Here is a 16673-nt window from a genome sequence, read left to right as displayed (position 1 = left end):
CGAAGGGCGAGCGGGGATCGAGGTGAGTCGTCGCGCGCTCCACGTCCACGTTCCTGTCCTGAGGGGTTCGGCACCTGCGCAACCGGCAGGACCAACGGTCAAGCGTACGGCACCGCGACGGCTCCACCCAATCGGGCGTCCGTCACAGTCAGCCGGTCGGGTCGTCGAGGCGCCCGGCGAGCTTGGCCCGCCCCGCCTGCACCTGGCTCAGGACCTTGCCGAGGTCGATCTCGAAGTCGGCGAGCCGGCGGTCGCAGTAGTCGTCGGCGTCGCGGCGCAGCCCGCGCGCGGTCTCCTCGGCCTCGCGGACGATCTCCGCGGCGCGCTGCTCGGCCAGGGCGACGACGGACTCCTGCTCGACCAGCTCGGCGGCGCGGCGGCGCGCGGCGGCCTCGATCCGCTCGGCGTCGGCCTGGGCGGCCGCGCGCTCGGCGTCGGCGGCGGCGAGCACGTCGTCCGCGCGCCGCAGCTGGGTCGGCAGCGCGGTGCGGGCCTGCTCGACGAGGTCCAGGAGCTCGGCACGGCTGACCAGCACCGAGGAGGACATCGGCATCGCGCGTGCGGCCTGCACGGCGTCCTCCAGGGCGTCCAGGACGGACGTCAGGGTGGCGGCGTCGGCGGTGGGCTCGGTCATGCGGGGCTCCCCTCTCCGGGTGCTGCGGCGGCGGCGAGCGCGCTGCGGACGGCGGCGGCGACCGCGGGGGTCACGAGGTCGTCGATCGGGCCGCCGTGCCGCGCCACGTCCTTCACGAGGGACGACGCGACGTGCGACAGCGCGGGGTCGCCGACGACGAACGCCGTCTCGACCCCCGACAGGTGGCGGTTCATCAGGGCCATCGGCAGCTCGGCGTCGAAGTCGGCACCGCCGCGCAGGCCCTTGACGACGAGGTCGGCGCCCAGGGCGCGCAGCTCGTCCGCGAGCAGGCCCGCCGACGAGGCGACCCGGACGCCCGGCAGGTCGGCCACCGCGTCCTCGATCAGCGCCACCCGGGTGGCGACGTCGAGCAGCGGCCGCTTGGCGGCGTTGTGCGCGACGAGCACGACCACCTCGTCCGCGAGGCGCCGCGCACGGCGCACCACGTCCAGGTGGCCGAGCGTGACGGGGTCGTACGAGCCGGGGCACACCGCGAGGACCACGGGCCCGAATCTACCTCCGGGGCGCGTCCGGGTCCTGACCGGGCGCGCTGTCGGGCGCGTCGTCCACCGAGCCGTCGGACGCGTCGCCCTCCGGGTCGGGGCTGCGCGCCCCGAGGTGGACGGCCGTCTCGCCGTACCTGCGGGTGTCGAACCCGTGCATCCCGTCGGGCCACGGCGGTGCGGCGCTGCGCGTGGACCGCTCCACGACGACGACGGACTCGACCGTCAGCGCGGGCACCAGCGCCTCGAGCACCTGCGCCAGCGTCGCGTCGGGGACGTCGTACGGCGGGTCCAGCAGCACCAGGTCCCACGGGGCGGGCACGGGCCGCGCGACGTACGCCTCCACCCGGTCCTTGACCACCGCGACGCGGTCCCCCAGGCCGAGGGTGGCGACGTTCTTCCGGCAGACGTCCGCCGCGACCCGCCCCCACTCCACGAGCACCACGTGCGCGGCACCCCGGCTCGCGGCCTCCAGGCCGAGCGCGCCGGACCCCGCGTACCCGTCGAGCACCCGGGCCCCGTCGAGCGCGTCGAGGTGCTCGAGCCGGGAGAACAGCGCCTCGCGCACCCGCTCGCTCGTGGGGCGGGTGCCCTGGGGCGGGACGGCCAGCGTCCGGCCCCCCGCCGATCCGGCCACGATCCGGGTCACGCGCGCCTCCGCTTGTCCGCCTCCGCGCTCTCGGAGGCCTCCGAGAGCCGGTCCATCATCGTCTTCGTGCTGGTGCTCGCGCCCACCGCGAGCGCGATGGCGGCGACCGCCACCTGCACGACCAGCACCGTCGGGACCACGGACCCCAGCACCACGCTGATGATGACGGGCACCATCCCGAGCACCGCGACGTCCGGGCCACGGGACAGCACCGCCGCGACGCCGCCGGGCAGCGCGCCCGCCGGGGTCGCGATCAGCGGGCCCTCCCAGTTCGGGGCCGGGCGGTAGGCGGCACGCACCGCGGCGGCCGCCCACACGGGCGACGAGGCCACGCCGAGCAGCAGCCACGGCAGCACGTCGCCCTCCCAGCGGCCGATCGCCGCGAACGCGACCACGGACCAGAGCAGCATCGCCGCCGCGGGGACGATCAGGCGGGTGCGACGGACCTGCTGCGCGGACAGCGGCAGCAGCCGGTCGACGACGGGCGACATCTCCGCCCGGCGCGCGCCCTCGGACGTCGCCAGCATCGCCACGTAGCCGCTGATCAGCACCGCCAGCACCACGCCGAGCACGCCGGCCAGCTGCGGGGTGATGACGACCACCACCGGGACCAGCGCCGAGACCACGAGCTGGACGAGGTGCCGCGGGGAGCGCAGCAGCGCCGTGAGGTCGGCGACGACGACCGCCGTGACCGGACCGCGGACCAGCCGCATCCGGCGGACCCGGCGCCGGCGCGGGCGCGCGGCGGAGTCCATGAGCGCGCGGCCGAGCTCGCGGGAGTCCAGCGACGCGACCGCGCCGGCCGCCTGCGTGGCGACCGAGCCGCTCTCGCGCAGGTCGCGGCCCCGGATCCGTCCGAGCCGGGTGTCGAGCCACCAGCCCAGGCCGCCGACCGCCACCGCCAGCGCCGCGAGCGCCCACACCGGCACGTCCGGGAGGGCGGACAGCCGCCAGCCCGCGAACGCCGCGCCGAGCGCGAGCACCGGCGCGACGGCGATCACCGCGTCCCCCGCGCCCGCGGTGGTGCGCCGGGCCACGCCGCGGGCCTGCAGGTGGCCGGCGAGCAGCACCAGCGCGGCGCACACGAGTCCCGCCGTCGCGCCGAGGCGCAGCACGTGCCCGATGCCGTGGTCCGCGAGCAGGCCGCCGTCGAGCAGCGCCACGACGAGTCCGCCGACGACGCCCGCGACGACCGGCAGGCGCAGCGACGCGGGCCGCAGCAGGCCGCGCCGGTCGACGGGCGTGCCGAGCCACCACGTCGCCTCCGCGCCGCCCGCGCCCACCGGGCCGAGACGCGCACCGACGGACAGCACCGTGCCGGCGATGACGACCGCGAACACCGCGACGACCGTCGGCAGGCTGATGCCCGTGGGCAGCGCCTGGTCGGGCACGTGCGGCAGCGCGGCGCGCATCTGGCCGGCGACGCCGAGCGCGACGCCGACGCCCACGGCGGTGACCAGCACCGCGTAGTACACGTCGCCGAGGACCTCCCCGAGGCCGGCGCCGGAGCGGCTGCGGGCGACAGCGGCCGTGAACCGCCGGATCGACCGCGCGGCCGGGACGGGGGTCGTGCCGCCGGACGCCTGGACGGCCGGCTCGGGGGCGTCGTCCCAGGACGCGGCGGGGTCGGCCGCGAGGTCGGCGGACGTCGCCGCGAACTCGTCGACCTCGGCGCCGGGCCGCTCGGTCACAGCACGCCCGGCCGCAGCGCCTCGACGGCGTCCGCGACCTTCAGCAGCCGGGACGCGTCGTCGGCGACCAGCACCGCGCGGTCCGCGACCGCGAGCAGCAGCTCCGGGTCGTGGGTCGCGAGCAGCACGGACCCGCCGGACTGCTTCTCCTCGATCAGCCGTTGCGCCAGGTGGTCGCGCATCGCCACGTCGAGCCGCTGCTCGGGCTCGTCGAGCACCAGCAGCGACCGGGGCCGCACCAGGCCCGCGGCGAGCAGGAGGCGACGGCGCTGGCCCGAGGACAGCGCCACGGGCAGCGCGGCGGCGTGCTCGGTCAGCCCGAACTCCTCGAGCACCTCGTCGACCACCGCGTCCGCGCCCTGCACCCCGTGGCCGCGGGCGGTCAGGTACAGGTGCTCCGCGACGGTCAGCGCCGGGAAGTACGCGTCGTCGTCCAGCACGCTCGACACCCGGGTCCGGAAGCCGACCTCGCGCTCGTCGACCGTCCGGCCCAGCACCTCGACCCGGCCGCCGACGGGCTCCAGCAGGCCGAGGACCGCGCGCAGCACGGTCGACTTCCCGGAGCCGTTGGCGCCCACGAGGGCCAGGGCCTTCCCGGGCGGGAGGGTGAACGAGACGGGAGCGCACACGGGCTCCCCGCCGTAGCCGACGAGCAGGTCGACGGCACGGATCACGGGCTGCTTCGACACGGGGTGCAGCCTACGCACCGGTCGGAGGTGCCCCGCCGGGACCACCGGGACCCGGCGCGGCCGGCCGCGCCGGCGGGACTGGTCCGGCCTCAGGCCCGCTCCAGGTACTCCTCGCGCTCCCCCGCCAGCATCGTGCGGATCGCCGCCGCGAGCGCCGGGTGGGTCTGCAGCTCCGGGTCGACCTCGACCACCGCGCGCGCGTCCCGGCGCGCGACCTCGATCACGTCGGCGTCGCGGGTGACCCGCAGCAGCCGCAGCGACGTCGCCCCGCCCGACTGCGCGGCGCCGAGCACGTCGCCCTCGCGCCGCAGCTCCAGGTCGACCGCCGCGAGCTCGAACCCGTCGCGCGTGCCCGCCAGGGTCCCGAGCCGGATCGCCGCGGGCGTGCCCTCCGGGGCGTCCGCGACCAGCAGGCAGACCCCGGGCCGGGACCCGCGCCCGATCCGCCCGCGCAGCTGGTGCAGCTGGGAGATGCCGAACCGGTCGGCGTCCAGCACGACCATCACGGTCGCCTCCGGGACGTCCACACCGACCTCGACCACGGTGGTGGACACCAGCACCGGGACCGCGCCGGACGAGAAGTCGGCGAGCGCGCGGTCCTTCTCCTCCGACGTCATCCGGCCGTGCAGCACCCCCACCGGCACACCCGCGAGGGCGGCGCCCGACCGCAGCTCCTCGGCGACCTCCAGCACGGCGCGCAGCGGCCGCTTCGGGCGCTCGTCGCCCTCGGGCGGGTCGTCCGTCACCAGGTCGGCGCCGTCCCCGTCGTCCCGCGCCCGTCCCGTCGCCGGGTCGCCGTCGATCCGCGGGCACACCACGTACGCGCGGCCCCCGCCGTCGACCTCCTCGCGCACCCGCTGCCAGGTGCGCTCGAGCCAGCCCGGTCGCTGCGCGGGGACGACGTGCGTGGCGACGTCCGCGCGGCCCGCGGGCACCTCGCGCAGCACCGACGTCTCCAGGTCGCCGAACACCGTCATCGCGACGGTGCGCGGGATCGGCGTGGCGGTCATCACCAGCAGGTGCGGGACACCGCCGGCCTTGGCGCGCAGCGCGTCGCGCTGCTCGACGCCGAACCGGTGCTGCTCGTCGACGACCACCAGCCCGAGGTCCGCGAACTGCACGTGCTCGGACAGCAGGGCGTGCGTGCCGACGACGATCCCGGCCGCGCCGCCCGCGGCCTCGGCGAGCGCCGCCCGCCGCGCCGCGGACCCCTGCGAGCCGGTCAGCAGCGTCACCCGGGTCGCGTCCTGCGCGCCGCCGAGCATCCCGCCCTCGGCGAGGTCGCCGAGCAGCCTCCGCAGCGTCCGCACGTGCTGGGCGGCCAGCACCTCGGTCGGCGCGAGCAGGGCCGCCTGCCCGCCCGCGTCCACGACCTGCAGCATCGCGCGGACCGAGACCACCGTCTTGCCCGAGCCGACCTCGCCCTGCAGCAGCCGCTGCATCGGCCGGTCCTCGGCGAGCTCGGCCGCGATCTCGGCACCGACCTCCCGCTGGCCCGCGGTGAGCTCGAACGGCAGCCGGGCGTCGAACGCGTCGAGCAGCCCGCCGGTCCGGGGCGGGCGCGCGACGGCCGCCTGGGCGGCGACCCGCGCGCGACGACGGGCCATCTCGACCTGGAGGACGAAGGCCTCCTCGTACCGCAGGCGCTGCTTCGCCTGCTCCAGCTCGACCTGGTCGTGCGGCCGGTGTAGCGCGTTCAGCGCACCGAACAGCCGGGGCAGGTCGCGGCGCACGGCCAGGGGCAGCGGGTCGGGCACGTCCTCCTCGGTCATCATGTCGAGCACGGACGCCACGAGCGTCGTCATCTGCTTGTTCACCAGGCCGGCGGTCAACGGGTACACGGGCCGCGGGCGCTCCGCCTCGAGGATCCGCATCGCCTCGTCCACGACGTCGCCCAGGTCCTGCACCTCGTACTCGGGGTGCGTCAGCTGGAGCTGGCCCCGGTACTCCTTGACCACCCCGGAGAACATCCCCGGCGTCCCCGGGGCGAGCTCGCGCTCGATGGTCCGCAGCGCACCCGCGTGCTTGGCGAACCAGGTGAGGTGCACCCGGTGCGGGCCGTTGCGCACCACGACCTCGAGGATGACGCCACCCCGGGACCGCATGGTCCGGGTCGTCGCCTGCTCCACCACCGCGTCGACCGTGACGTGCTCCCCGACGACCAGGTGGTCGATCGGGGTCATCTCGCCCCAGCGCCGCCAGCGCCGCGGGTAGTGCCGGACCAGGTCCCCGAACGTGTGCAGGCCGAGCTTGGCGAGCAGCTTGGTGCCGCGGGTGCCGGCGATGGACGCGACGTCGCGCTCGAGGAACGGCAGGGGGCGGACGACGGCGTCGTCGGGGACGGTCACGGGCGTGCCTGTGCGGGGGAGCTCGACGGGGTGGGCGGGGTGGACGGGTCTGCGGTGGGGGCCGGGTGCGCGGCGCCGGCGGTCAGCGCCAGCCGGAACGCCGGTCCCGCGGGGACGGGCCCGGCCACCTCGACCCGGACACCCGGGTGCGTCGGCGCGAACCGGTCCACGAGGTCGAGGCCGTCGTCGGTGGCCGCACCCGGGCCCAGCAGCACGGTCAGCCGCGCACCCGGGCCGGAGCCCGCGGCCAGGCGGACCGCCGCGGCGAGGGCGGCGTCCGGCCCCGGGGCGGAGGTGGTCGTGGTCGTCCCGGGCCGGGCGTCCGGGTCCGCGTCGCCGACGGCGGCGAGCACCCGGAGGTCGTCGTCCGCGCCCGGGACCGGCGTCCAGCCCTCCCCCGGGTCGACGCCGTCCAGGCGGTCGCCCGGGAGCACGAGCACGGCGGCGGGACCGTGGACGCGCGCGGCGCCGGGCGTGGGCGTGGGGGCGTGCGCGGGCACCCCGGCGTCCTGCACCGCGCGCCGGACCGCGGCCCGGACCTCGGCGACCGGCACCCCGTCGGGCACGACGAGGGCCGTCGCGCCGGTGCGGGCCAGTGCCCGGGCGAGGACCGGGTGCGCCGTGCACGCGACCACGGCGCGGGCCTCACCGGCGAGCCTGCCCACGGCGCCCGTCCACCGGCCCCCGCAGCCGGCGACCGCCGCGAGCGCGGCAGCCGGGTCGGGCGTGTGCACGTGCGCGGTGAGCACCCCGACGCCGTCGACCACCGCGACGGCGTCGCCGACGGCCGCGAGGGCCGCGCGCAGGTCCGGGCCGCAGGCCGCGCCCGCCCCGTGCAGCACCGCCATCACCTCGAACGCGTCGGGCGCGGGCGGGGCGTCGGGCGCTGCGGACGTCGCTGGGGTCACGGGCGGCCCCGGGGTCACGGGCGGCCCTGGGGTGACGGGGGTGACCGGGGTCGCAGACGGCGCGGCCGGGTCCTGCGCCGGGGCCGCGAGCCGGTCGAGCCACGCCACGTCGACCCGCGCGTCCGCGCCGCCGAGCGCCGCGGCGAGCGCGTCGAGCAGCACCAGCAGCGCGCACGCCCCGGCGTCGACCACGCCCGCCCGGTGCAGCACCGGGTGCGCCGCGCTGATCGCGACCAGGTCGGCCCGGCCCGCGGCCGCTCCCGCGCGCAGCAGCCCGGCGTCATCGGGCAGCGCGTCAGCGGCTCGGGCCGGCACCCGGGCGCCGTCGTCCCGCACCCCGACGGCGCCGGCCGCGTCCGCCGCACCGCGCGCCACCCGGGCCGCGACGGTGAGCACCGTGCCGTCCTCGGGCTCGTGCACCGCCGTGCGCGCCGCCGCGGCGGCGCGCACGAGCACGTCCGGCAGCGCGCCGTGCGGGCCCTCGGCGAGCCCGGCGAGGTAGCGGCTGACGATCACGCCGGAGTTCCCCCGGGCCGCGAGCAGCGCCCCGCGGGCGAGCACCCGCAGCACCTCCTCGCCGGGCGCGTCCGGGTCCAGCGCGCGGACCGCCTCGGCCGCGCCGCGCACCGTCAGCAGCACGTTGGTCCCGGTGTCGCCGTCCGCGACCGGGAACACGTTGACCGCGTCGATCCGCCCGCGCGCGTCCTCGAGGGCGAGCTCCGCACCGTCCAGCCAGGCGCGCAGCACGTCGGCGTCCACCAGTCGTCCAGGCACGTCCGCGCGCAGTCCTCTCCTCGATCCGGTCGGGCGTCTCACCCACCGCCCTACTCTGCCGCACCAGCACGACGCACCCCGTCGAGGTCGAGGGGTTCGCACCGCGAGGCGGCCTGGAACGCTCGACCTCGCGCGAAACCCTCGACCTCGGCAGGGCGGGGAGAGCGAGGAGGCCGGTGTGACGGAGGTCGTTTTGAGGGTCGGCCCCGTCGTGGGCTAGTCTTGTCCGGTTGCCTGGCCACTGCCGGGCACGGGTGGTGTCCTTCGGCCGGTCCTCGGACCACCGGGACGGACGCCCCGAAACCACCAGGACTTGCCGCGCGGGACCCTTCCGAGCGGCGTGCAATGACCGATCAGGAGAAGACCGTGGCTGCCAACTGCGACGTCTGCGCCAAGGGCCCGAGCTTCGGGCACAGCATCTCGCACTCGCACGTGCGCACGAAGCGGCGCTGGAACCCGAACATCCAGCGCGTGCGCGTCGTCGTCGCGGGCACCCGGAAGCGGATGAACGTCTGCACCTCGTGCCTCAAGGCCGGCAAGGTGCAGCGCGCCGTCTGACGTCAGACCGACCGAAGGCCCGTGCGGTTCGCCGCGCGGGCCTTCGTGCTGCCCGGGGGCCTGCGGCACGCCGATCCGGTGTGGCACCCTGAGCGCATGAGCGAGCAGCGGCGCGAGCACACGGTCCGGCCTGCCGAGGCGGGGGACGCGGCGGGGATCGCCCGCGTGCACGTGCTGAGCCTCCAGCAGGCCTACGTCGGGATCGTCCCGGGCGACTACCTCGACGCGCTCGACGTCGAGAAGCGCGCCGAGGAGTGGCGGCGGGACCTGTCCCCCGGGCACCGGGTGCGCGCGTGGGTCGCGGTCGCGGACGACGACGTCCTCGGCTTCGTCTCGACGGGTCCGTCGCTGGACGAGGACGCCGACCCCGGGACGCTGCAGGTCTACGCCACCTACCTCGACCCCGAGGTCTGGGGCTCGGGCGCGGCCCGCGAGCTGCTGCGGACCGCGCTGGAGGGCATCGGGCCGCGGACGCCCGTCACCCTCTGGGTGTTCGCCGAGAACGAGCGCGCCCGGCACTTCTACCGCCGCCACGGGTTCCAGCCCGACGGGGTCGAGCGCACCGAGGACGTCGGCGGCACCGAGCTGCTGCAGCTGCGCTACCGGCGGCGCTGACCGCCGGTCGTCAGCTTCACCGGGGCGCTCGGGCCGGCTCGAGCCCGGACCTCGACGCCGTCCTGCACGTGGTCAGCCGCGCTACTCATCGGCCACTGCCTGCCACCTAATCAGGCCTCCACGTGCACCCACCGGGCCAGCGGGTGCCGTCGGGAGCACCCCCACCGCCGATACACAGGTGCCCGCGCCGGACGTCGGCGACCGCGTTCGCGCGGACCCCAGGAAGCGGAGACCATGACCAGATCCCCACAGACGCGCAGCTGCACCGGAGGCCGAGGCCGGCACGCCGTCGGCCTCGTCGTCGCCTCGGCGCTCGCGCTGACCGTCACCGTCCCGCTCGGTGCGGGCGCGGCGGGCGCCGCCACCCCGTCGCTCTCGCAGGACGACGAGACGAACACCATCACCGGTCTGACCGCGGACCACATGTGGGCTGCGGACTACCAGGGGCCGAAGGGTCACAACGTGTGGCACCGGGGCTCGCCCGGCCAGACCTTCCCCGGCGCCCAGCGGGTGGCCGTCGCCCCGCTGAACGAGGACGCGATCACCATCCCGGTGTGGAACGCCGACACCGCGTACCCCAAGGGCAGTGTCGTCCAGTGGGGCGGGAGGGTCTTCACCGCGAAGTGGTGGGTCGAGGGCGCGCCCCCGGGGGCGATGACCGGACCGCGCGAGTTCGCGTGGGCCTTCGGGGAGGAGCTCGTCGGTGACCTCGTCGCCGACTTCGAGTTCACCCCCTGGGGGGGCATGAAGGCAGCGAACCACCAGCGGCAGGAGCGGGACACCGAGCGGTCGTCGACGCGTGTCGTCGGCTACTTCCCCGAGTGGGGGGTCTACGACGCGCACGACAACTACGGCGTCGACGACGTCCCCTTCGAGGAGATCACCCACCTCAACTACGGGTTCGCGGCGCTCAAGGAGTCCACCCCCGGGGCGGGCGACTGGTCGCTGCAGACGTTCGACGAAGGCGCGGCGCTCGGCGAGGACGGCCTGTACCGCCAGGTCGCCGAGGCCACCGCACGGCACGGCGTCCGCAACGTCCTGTCGGTGGGCGGCTGGAACAACAGCGTCGACGCGCAGTGGCAGGACGCCACTCGGACGGTCGAGCAGCGTGAACAGCTCTCGCGCGGCATCGTCGACTTCATGCTGGAGCACGACTTCACCGCCCTGGACGTCGACTGGGAGTACCCGTCCAGCAGCGCCGACGCCGACCAGTTCGAGGACCTGATCGTGCGCCTGCGCGCGCTGCTCACCGAGCGAGGGCTGCAGAACGACGCGTACTACCCGCTGTCGGTCGCCGTCACGCCCAACCACACCAAGATGGAGTTCATCAAGCCGAAGGTCATCGTCGACCTCGTCGACTCGATCAACGTCATGTCGTACGACTTCCACGGGGCGTTCGACCCGGTCACCGGCCACAACTCCCCGCTGTACGCCGGGTCCCTGGTCGAGGACCAGAAGCTCGACGTCGAGAGCGCGATGGACGAGCTGCACACCCGGTGGGGCGTGCCGAAGCACCGGCTGCTCGCCGGCATCGGGTTCTACGGCCGCGGGTGGGGCGACGTCGAGCCGACCGAGCTGATCCCCGGTCTGCCGGGCCTCGGGGCGCCGGGGACGGCGACGGTCAAGGGTCAGTGGGACGACGAGGGCGAGGCCACCGGGACCAACCCCTGGTACACGCTCCGCGACCTGGAGAGCGACCCGGCGTTCACGAAGTACTGGGACGACGAGGCGAAGGTCCCCTACCTCTACAGCAGCACCACCCAGGAGTTCTTCACCTACGACGACCCGACGTCGATCCAGCACAAGGTCGACTTCATCCGCGAGAACGAGTACGGCGGCGCGATCATCTGGGAGCTGTCCGGCGACTCGGACGAGCACGAGCTGTCGTCGATCGTCGGCTCGCTGCTCGACGACGCCGTGCCGTCGCTGGACGTCACGAAGGACAGGTCGTCGTTCGTCGTGTCCCTCTCCATGTCCGCAGCCGAGTACGCGGACGCCGACCGGTACGTCGTGCGCTTCGGCGGTGACTACCTGTTCGAGATCCACCAGGGGACGGCGCCGTCGGCGACGGTCACCGAGGAGCCGTCCGGGCGCGTCACCATCAGCCGCCGCCTCGCGATCACGGGGACGAACGAGGTGACCCTCGTCCGCGCGACGGGCAAGCCCGGTGACCGGCACGACGACGGCGTCGAGGTCACCTTCCGGGAGGTGGAGTTCCAGCCGACGGTGACAGCCGTGGAGAAGGCAGCCGTCAAGGGACTCGACTGGTCCGACGGCACCCTCACCGTGGCACTCGCGACGAACCAGTTCACGCAGGCGAAGCGCTTCCTCGTCACCGTCAACGACGAGCTCGTGGCCGAGACCTACCAGGGACGCGCGTACGGGGCCTCCGCCACCTCGGACGGGGCCACCACGCAGATCGCCGTCTCCCGGGCGCCGGCTGACGGCGACGTCGTCGAGGTCCGGCTCGCCGACCTCGGACCCGGGGCGTCGACCGCGTTCTACCAGACGCTCGCGACCCACACGGTGTCGATCGCGCCGGGGCCGCTGACGCCGGTGGCGTCCACGTCCACCGTCCGCGGCACCCCCGGCTTCGTGGTCGGTGACGGCCTGCAGTCCCTCCCCCTGACGGTGACGCTCAACGACGCCACCGGTGCTCCGGTCACCGGTCTGGGTGGCGCGAGCTTCCCGGCCGTGGTGAAGGTCACCGGCGCGACGGCCCAGGTCGGTGCGTTCACGGAGGGCGCGCCGGGCGTGTACACCGCTGACGTCGTGTCCAAGAGGGCTGGTACGGCCAAGCTGTACGTCCAGCTGAACGACACCACGATCGGGACCTCGGTGGCCGCGCAGTTCGTCCAGGACCCCCACACCAAGCCCGATGCGGGGAGGTCGACCGCCAGGGTGACCGGCGGCCCCCAGAAGGCCGACGGCGCGAGCCCCATCACGTACGTGGTCACCCTGAAGAACGCCGCGGGCGACCCCATCACCGGAATGGGCAGCACCCCGCCCGTCACGCTCAAGGTGTCCGGCACCGGCACTCTGGGCATCATGGGGGTGAAGGTCAGCTCGTTCGTCGAGACCTCCGTCGAGGGCACGTACGAGGCGAGGATCACCTCCACGACTCCTGGAGCGTTCACCGTCTCGTCGGCTGTGGACTCGGTCCCCCTCCCGACCGGCAGCGCGACGCTGACCTTCGTGAAGTAGCAGCAGGAGGTCGGCCGAACGCGGCGGGCGTCCTGCCGGTGCTCCACGCACCGCAGGACGCTCGCCCGACGGGCGGACCGGTCACCGCCCGAAATGGTCCCACCCGGTGCTCGTCCTCGCAGCCGACCCGGCCACCAGCACCGTCCCGGCGGGCGCACCCTGCCCCGGCTCGCGCACCGTCCCGACCACCCGGAAGCCCGCGGGCAGCGCGCCCGGCGGGAACGTGGCGAGCAGCCCGTGGTCCTCGCCGCCGCCGAGCACCCAGGCGCGCGCGTCCCCGCCGACCGCCCGCGCCGCGCGGTCGACCGCCGCGAGGTCCCCCGCCAGCACGTCCGCCGGGTCCGCGAGATCGAGCACGACTCCGCTGGCGGCCGCGACCCGGCCCGCGTCGCGCAGCAGCCCGTCGGACACGTCGAGCATCGCCGTCGCGCCCGCCCGGGCCGCGGCCGGGCCGGCGGTGAGCGGCGGCTCCGGGCGGCGGTGCACCCGGACCACGTGCGGGTCGACGTCCGCGCGCCCGGCCTCCAGGAGCGCCAGGCCCGCGGCGGACCGCCCGACGGTCCCCGCGAGCGCCAGCACGTCCCCGGGGCGCGCACCGGACCGCAGCACCGGGTCGAGTCCCCCGAGGTCGCCGTGCACGGTGACGGCGACCACGACCGCGTCGCCGCCGGACAGGTCGCCGCCGACGACACCGGCCCCCACGGTCGCGCAGGCGGCCGCGAGGCCCCGGGCCAGGCCCTCGACCCAGGCCACGGGCAGGTCGCCGGGCACCACGAGCGCGACCACGAGCGCCGTCGGCCGCGCGCCCATCGCCGCGACGTCCGCGAGGTTCTGCATCGCGGCACGCCAGCCGACGTCCTCCCCCGACGACCAGCCGAGCCGGAAGTGCCGGTCCTGGACCAGCACGTCCGTCGAGACGACGAACCGTCCGTCCGGGGCGGCGAGCAGCGCGGCGTCGTCGCCCGGGCCGACCAGGGTGTCACCGCCGGCGGGCAGCAGGGGGAAGATCCGCCCGAGCAGCTGGGTCTCGGTGAGGTCCGCCACGTGGGGTCCGGGAGAGGCTGCGGGGTCGGTCACGCCGGACACGGTAGTGCCGCGGGCCGGGTTAGGTTGGCGCGGTGACCCTCGTTCCCCGCCCCGCCGTGACGTCCGCGGCGCTGCTGCTCCTGGCGGTCCCGCTCCTGGCGGGCTGCGCGCAGTCCGTCGGCGTCGCGGTCGCCCCCGACGCGACGGACCCGGACTGCGCCCGGGTCGTCCTGACCGTGCCCGAGTCGCTGGGCGACGGGCTCGCCGAGCACCGGACGACCAGCCAGGCGACCGCCGCGTGGGGCGACCCCGCGGACCCGGTGACGCTGCGGTGCGGCGTCGAGGTGCCCGGTCCGACCACGGAGCAGTGCGTGACCGTCGAGACGGCGAGCGGGACGACCATCGACTGGCTGGTGCGCGCGGACGCGGAGCCCGCGGACGGCGCCGGCGACGACCCGGACCTGGCGCTCGACCCGGGCTCGTCCGACTGGACGTTCGTGACCTACGGCCGCGACCCCGCCGTGGAGGTGCACGTGCCGGCGTCCGTGGTGGCCGAGCGGTCGACGTCGTTCCTCGACGCCCTCAGCCCCGCGATCGCCCAGGTGGAGGCGACGCGCTCCTGCCTGTGACCCGTGCGACCCGGGGCGCGGGGGCTCAGCGCAGCCCGGTCGGCCGCTCGAGCGCGAGCTGCAGCAGCTCGTCCAGCAGGTCGGCGTAGGCGAGCCCGCTCTGCTGCCACATCCGCGGGTACATCGAGAACGGGGTGAACCCGGGCATCGTGTTGATCTCGTTGACGACGACCTGGCCGTCGGGGGTGACGAACACGTCGACCCGCGCGAGCCCCTCGCAGTCCACGGCCTCGAACGTCCGGACCGCGACGTCCTGCACGCGGGCGATCACGTCCGCCGGCAGGTCCGCCGGGCAGGACAGCTGCACCGCGGCCTCGTCGAGGTACTTGGCCTCGAAGTCGTAGAACCCGTGCGACCCGTCGGTGACGACGATCTCCCCCGGCAGCGACGCCCGGGGGCGCGCGCCGCCCCGGCCGCCGAGCACCGCGCACTCGATCTCGCGCCCGACGATCCCGGCCTCGACGACCACCTTCGGGTCGTGCTCCTGCGCGGTGGCGACGGCGGCGTCGAGCGCGGCCGGGTCCACCACGCGGGTGATGCCGATGCTGGAGCCGCCGCGGGCGGGCTTGACGAACAGCGGGAGGCCGAGCGCGGCGATCCGGGCGCGCACCCCGTCGCGGTCCTGGGCCAGGTCGTCGCCGCGCAGCGTCACGAACGGCCCGACGGGCAGCCCGGCGCCGGCGAGCGCGACCTTCATGAAGTGCTTGTCCATGCCGACCGCGGAGGCGAGCACGCCCGCGCCGACGTACCGGACGTCGGCGAGCTCGAGCATGCCCTGGAGCGTGCCGTCCTCCCCGAACGGGCCGTGCAGCAGGGGCAGCACCACGTCGACCTCGCCGATCGCGGTCGCGGGCGAGCCGGCCTCCAGGACGCGCAGCTCGCGGGAGCCGGCCTCCTGGGGCAGCAGCACCTGCTCGGGCGTGGCCTCGACCTCGGGGAGCCGGCCGTCGACGATCGCCCAGCGGTCCGGGTCGTCGGCGACGCGCACCCAGCGGCCCCGCGGGGTGATGCCGATGGGCAGCACGTCGTACCGCTCGCGGTCCACCGCCCGCAGCACGGCGCCGGCGGTGGCGCAGGAGATCGCGTGCTCGCTGGACCGCCCCCCGAACAGGACGAGCACCCGCGGGCGCGTCGGCGTGGACGGGGTCTGGGGCTGCTCGGTGCTGGACATCGCCCGCGAGCCTATCCGCTGGGTGGGACGGTCCGGGCCCGGGCCGCCGACCGGGGGCTACCCTGCGCGCGTGACCGACGCGCACCCGACCCACCCGTCCGCACTGGCCCCCGAGACCGTCGCGGTGACCACCGGCCGCCCGGCGCGCACGCAGGGCGCCCCGGTGAACCCGCCGGTCGTGCTGTCCTCGACGTACGTCTCGCAGGGCGTCCCGCAGCCGGGCGAGCTGATGTACGCCCGCGCGGACACCGAGACGTGGGGGCCGTTCGAGCTGACCCTCGGCGCCCTGGAGCGGTCGGCGAACCGCGCGCTGGTCTTCGGCTCGGGCATGGCGGCGATCGCCGCGGCCCTGTCGCTGGTGCCCCGCGGCGGCCGGCTGGTCCTGCCCCGGCACGCCTACCAGGTGACCCTCGGGTACGCCCGCGACCTCGCCGAGCGGTCCGACGTCGAGCTGCAGCAGGTCGACATCGCCGACACGGACGCGGTGGTCACCGCGCTGGACCCGGCCGCCTCGCCGACGGGCCGCGCGACGTCGCTGCTGTGGGTCGAGTCGCCCACCAACCCGATGCTCGAGGTCGCCGACCTGCCCGCGCTGATCGCCGCCGGGCACGCGGTCGGCGCGCTGGTCGGCGTCGACAACACCTTCGCGACGCCGCTGGTACAGCGGCCGCTCACGCTGGGCGCCGACGTCGTCATCCACTCGGTGACCAAGTACCTCGCCGGGCACAGCGACGTCGTCCTCGGCGCGGCGCTGGCCGACGACCCCGCGCTGCACGAGCGGCTGCACACCTACCGGACGGTGCACGGCGCCATCGCCGGGCCGTTCGAGGTCTACCTCGCGCTGCGCGGCGTGCGCACCCTGGCGCTGCGGGTCGAGCGGTCGCAGGCCAACGCGCTGGAGCTCGCGCGTCGCCTCGCGGAGCACCCGGGCGTCGTCGAGGTGCGTCACCCCGGGCTGCCGGGCGACCCGGGCCACGCCCGCGCGGCGGCGCAGATGGACGGCTTCGGCTCGATCATCGGGCTGCGTCCCGCCGGCGGGGCCGCGGGGGCGGACGCGCTCGTCGCGGCGCTGCGGCTGTGGGTGCCCGCGACGAGCCTCGGCGGCGTGGAGTCGAGCATCGAGCGCCGGCGCCGGTTCGCCACCGAGTCCCCGACGGTGCCCGAGGACCTGCTGCGGATGTCGGTCGGCATCGAGGACGTCGAGGACCTCTGGGCGGACCTGGACGCCGCGCTCCGCGCCTGACCCGCCCCGCCGCCGGGGTGGCGGATGCGCG

14 protein-coding genes are annotated in these 16673 nt (G+C 76.1%); 5 read left to right on the top strand and 9 right to left on the bottom strand.

Annotated features, from left to right (window positions below):
- Nucleotides 1-148: 148 nt before the first annotated feature.
- The 7 genes from ACFVXN_RS16920 to ACFVXN_RS16890 form a co-directional block, all read right to left on the bottom strand.
- Nucleotides 149-634: a hypothetical protein gene (locus tag ACFVXN_RS16920; protein ID WP_389235129.1), complete on the bottom strand. Its 486-nt coding sequence runs from the start codon at nucleotides 632-634 to the stop codon at nucleotides 149-151.
- Nucleotides 631-1137, bottom strand: coding sequence for a pantetheine-phosphate adenylyltransferase (gene coaD / locus ACFVXN_RS16915; RefSeq protein ID WP_389235126.1), 507 nt, complete (start codon nucleotides 1135-1137; stop codon nucleotides 631-633). Before coaD ends, ACFVXN_RS16920 begins: the two co-directional genes overlap by 4 nt.
- Before the next feature lie 10 nt (nucleotides 1138-1147).
- The gene (rsmD, locus tag ACFVXN_RS16910) at nucleotides 1148-1786 is read right to left on the bottom strand and encodes a 16S rRNA (guanine(966)-N(2))-methyltransferase RsmD (protein WP_389235123.1); all 639 of its coding nucleotides are present in this window, start codon (nucleotides 1784-1786) and stop codon (nucleotides 1148-1150) included.
- Nucleotides 1783-3477 carry a DUF6297 family protein gene (locus ACFVXN_RS16905; protein ID WP_389235120.1) on the bottom strand — a complete coding sequence of 565 codons (1695 nt, stop codon included), beginning with the start codon at nucleotides 3475-3477 and terminating at the stop codon, nucleotides 1783-1785. Before ACFVXN_RS16905 ends, rsmD begins: the two co-directional genes overlap by 4 nt.
- Nucleotides 3474-4166, bottom strand: a complete 693-nt coding sequence (locus ACFVXN_RS16900) for an ATP-binding cassette domain-containing protein (protein WP_389235117.1) — start codon at nucleotides 4164-4166, stop codon at nucleotides 3474-3476. Before ACFVXN_RS16900 ends, ACFVXN_RS16905 begins: the two co-directional genes overlap by 4 nt.
- An 89-nt stretch (nucleotides 4167-4255) precedes the next feature.
- Nucleotides 4256-6514, bottom strand: a complete 2259-nt coding sequence (locus tag ACFVXN_RS16895; protein WP_389235114.1) for an ATP-dependent DNA helicase RecG — start codon at nucleotides 6512-6514, stop codon at nucleotides 4256-4258.
- Nucleotides 6511-8196 (bottom strand): DAK2 domain-containing protein, encoded by a 1686-nt coding sequence (locus ACFVXN_RS16890; protein WP_389235111.1) that lies wholly within the window; start codon nucleotides 8194-8196, stop codon nucleotides 6511-6513. Before ACFVXN_RS16890 ends, ACFVXN_RS16895 begins: the two co-directional genes overlap by 4 nt.
- Before the next feature lie 366 nt (nucleotides 8197-8562).
- Here ACFVXN_RS16890 and rpmB point away from each other — a divergent pair, with 366 nt between their 5' ends.
- From rpmB to ACFVXN_RS16875, 3 genes are all read left to right on the top strand, one after another.
- The gene (rpmB, locus tag ACFVXN_RS16885) at nucleotides 8563-8754 is read left to right on the top strand and encodes a 50S ribosomal protein L28 (protein WP_122150310.1); all 192 of its coding nucleotides are present in this window, start codon (nucleotides 8563-8565) and stop codon (nucleotides 8752-8754) included.
- A gap of 96 nt (nucleotides 8755-8850) precedes the next feature.
- Complete coding sequence (locus ACFVXN_RS16880; RefSeq protein WP_389235108.1) at nucleotides 8851-9369, top strand: GNAT family N-acetyltransferase; 519 nt, start codon at nucleotides 8851-8853, stop codon at nucleotides 9367-9369.
- A gap of 234 nt (nucleotides 9370-9603) precedes the next feature.
- Nucleotides 9604-12573: a glycosyl hydrolase family 18 protein gene (locus ACFVXN_RS16875; protein ID WP_389235106.1), complete on the top strand. Its 2970-nt coding sequence runs from the start codon at nucleotides 9604-9606 to the stop codon at nucleotides 12571-12573.
- Between the two features lie 81 nt (nucleotides 12574-12654).
- On the opposite strand, the gene ACFVXN_RS16870 is transcribed toward ACFVXN_RS16875, so the two are convergent.
- Complete coding sequence (locus ACFVXN_RS16870; protein ID WP_389235103.1) at nucleotides 12655-13650, bottom strand: thiamine-phosphate kinase; 996 nt, start codon at nucleotides 13648-13650, stop codon at nucleotides 12655-12657.
- A gap of 41 nt (nucleotides 13651-13691) precedes the next feature.
- On the opposite strand from ACFVXN_RS16870, the gene ACFVXN_RS16865 reads away from it, so the two are divergent.
- Nucleotides 13692-14228, top strand: coding sequence for a DUF3515 family protein (locus ACFVXN_RS16865; protein ID WP_389235100.1), 537 nt, complete (start codon nucleotides 13692-13694; stop codon nucleotides 14226-14228).
- 25 nt (nucleotides 14229-14253) lie between these two features.
- On the opposite strand, the gene ACFVXN_RS16860 is transcribed toward ACFVXN_RS16865, so the two are convergent.
- Nucleotides 14254-15399, bottom strand: a complete 1146-nt coding sequence (locus ACFVXN_RS16860; protein ID WP_389235097.1) for a D-alanine--D-alanine ligase family protein — start codon at nucleotides 15397-15399, stop codon at nucleotides 14254-14256.
- 70 nt (nucleotides 15400-15469) lie between these two features.
- On the opposite strand from ACFVXN_RS16860, the gene ACFVXN_RS16855 reads away from it, so the two are divergent.
- Nucleotides 15470-16642: a trans-sulfuration enzyme family protein gene (locus tag ACFVXN_RS16855; RefSeq protein ID WP_389235094.1), complete on the top strand. Its 1173-nt coding sequence runs from the start codon at nucleotides 15470-15472 to the stop codon at nucleotides 16640-16642.
- The last annotated feature ends 31 nt before the right edge of the window (nucleotides 16643-16673 follow it).

The organism is Cellulomonas sp. NPDC058312, assembly GCF_042880135.1.
Taxonomy (GTDB): Bacteria; Actinomycetota; Actinomycetes; order Actinomycetales; family Cellulomonadaceae; genus Cellulomonas.
Note: the sequence above shows the minus strand (reverse complement) of the source record. Positions and strands in the feature narration are given on the sequence as shown.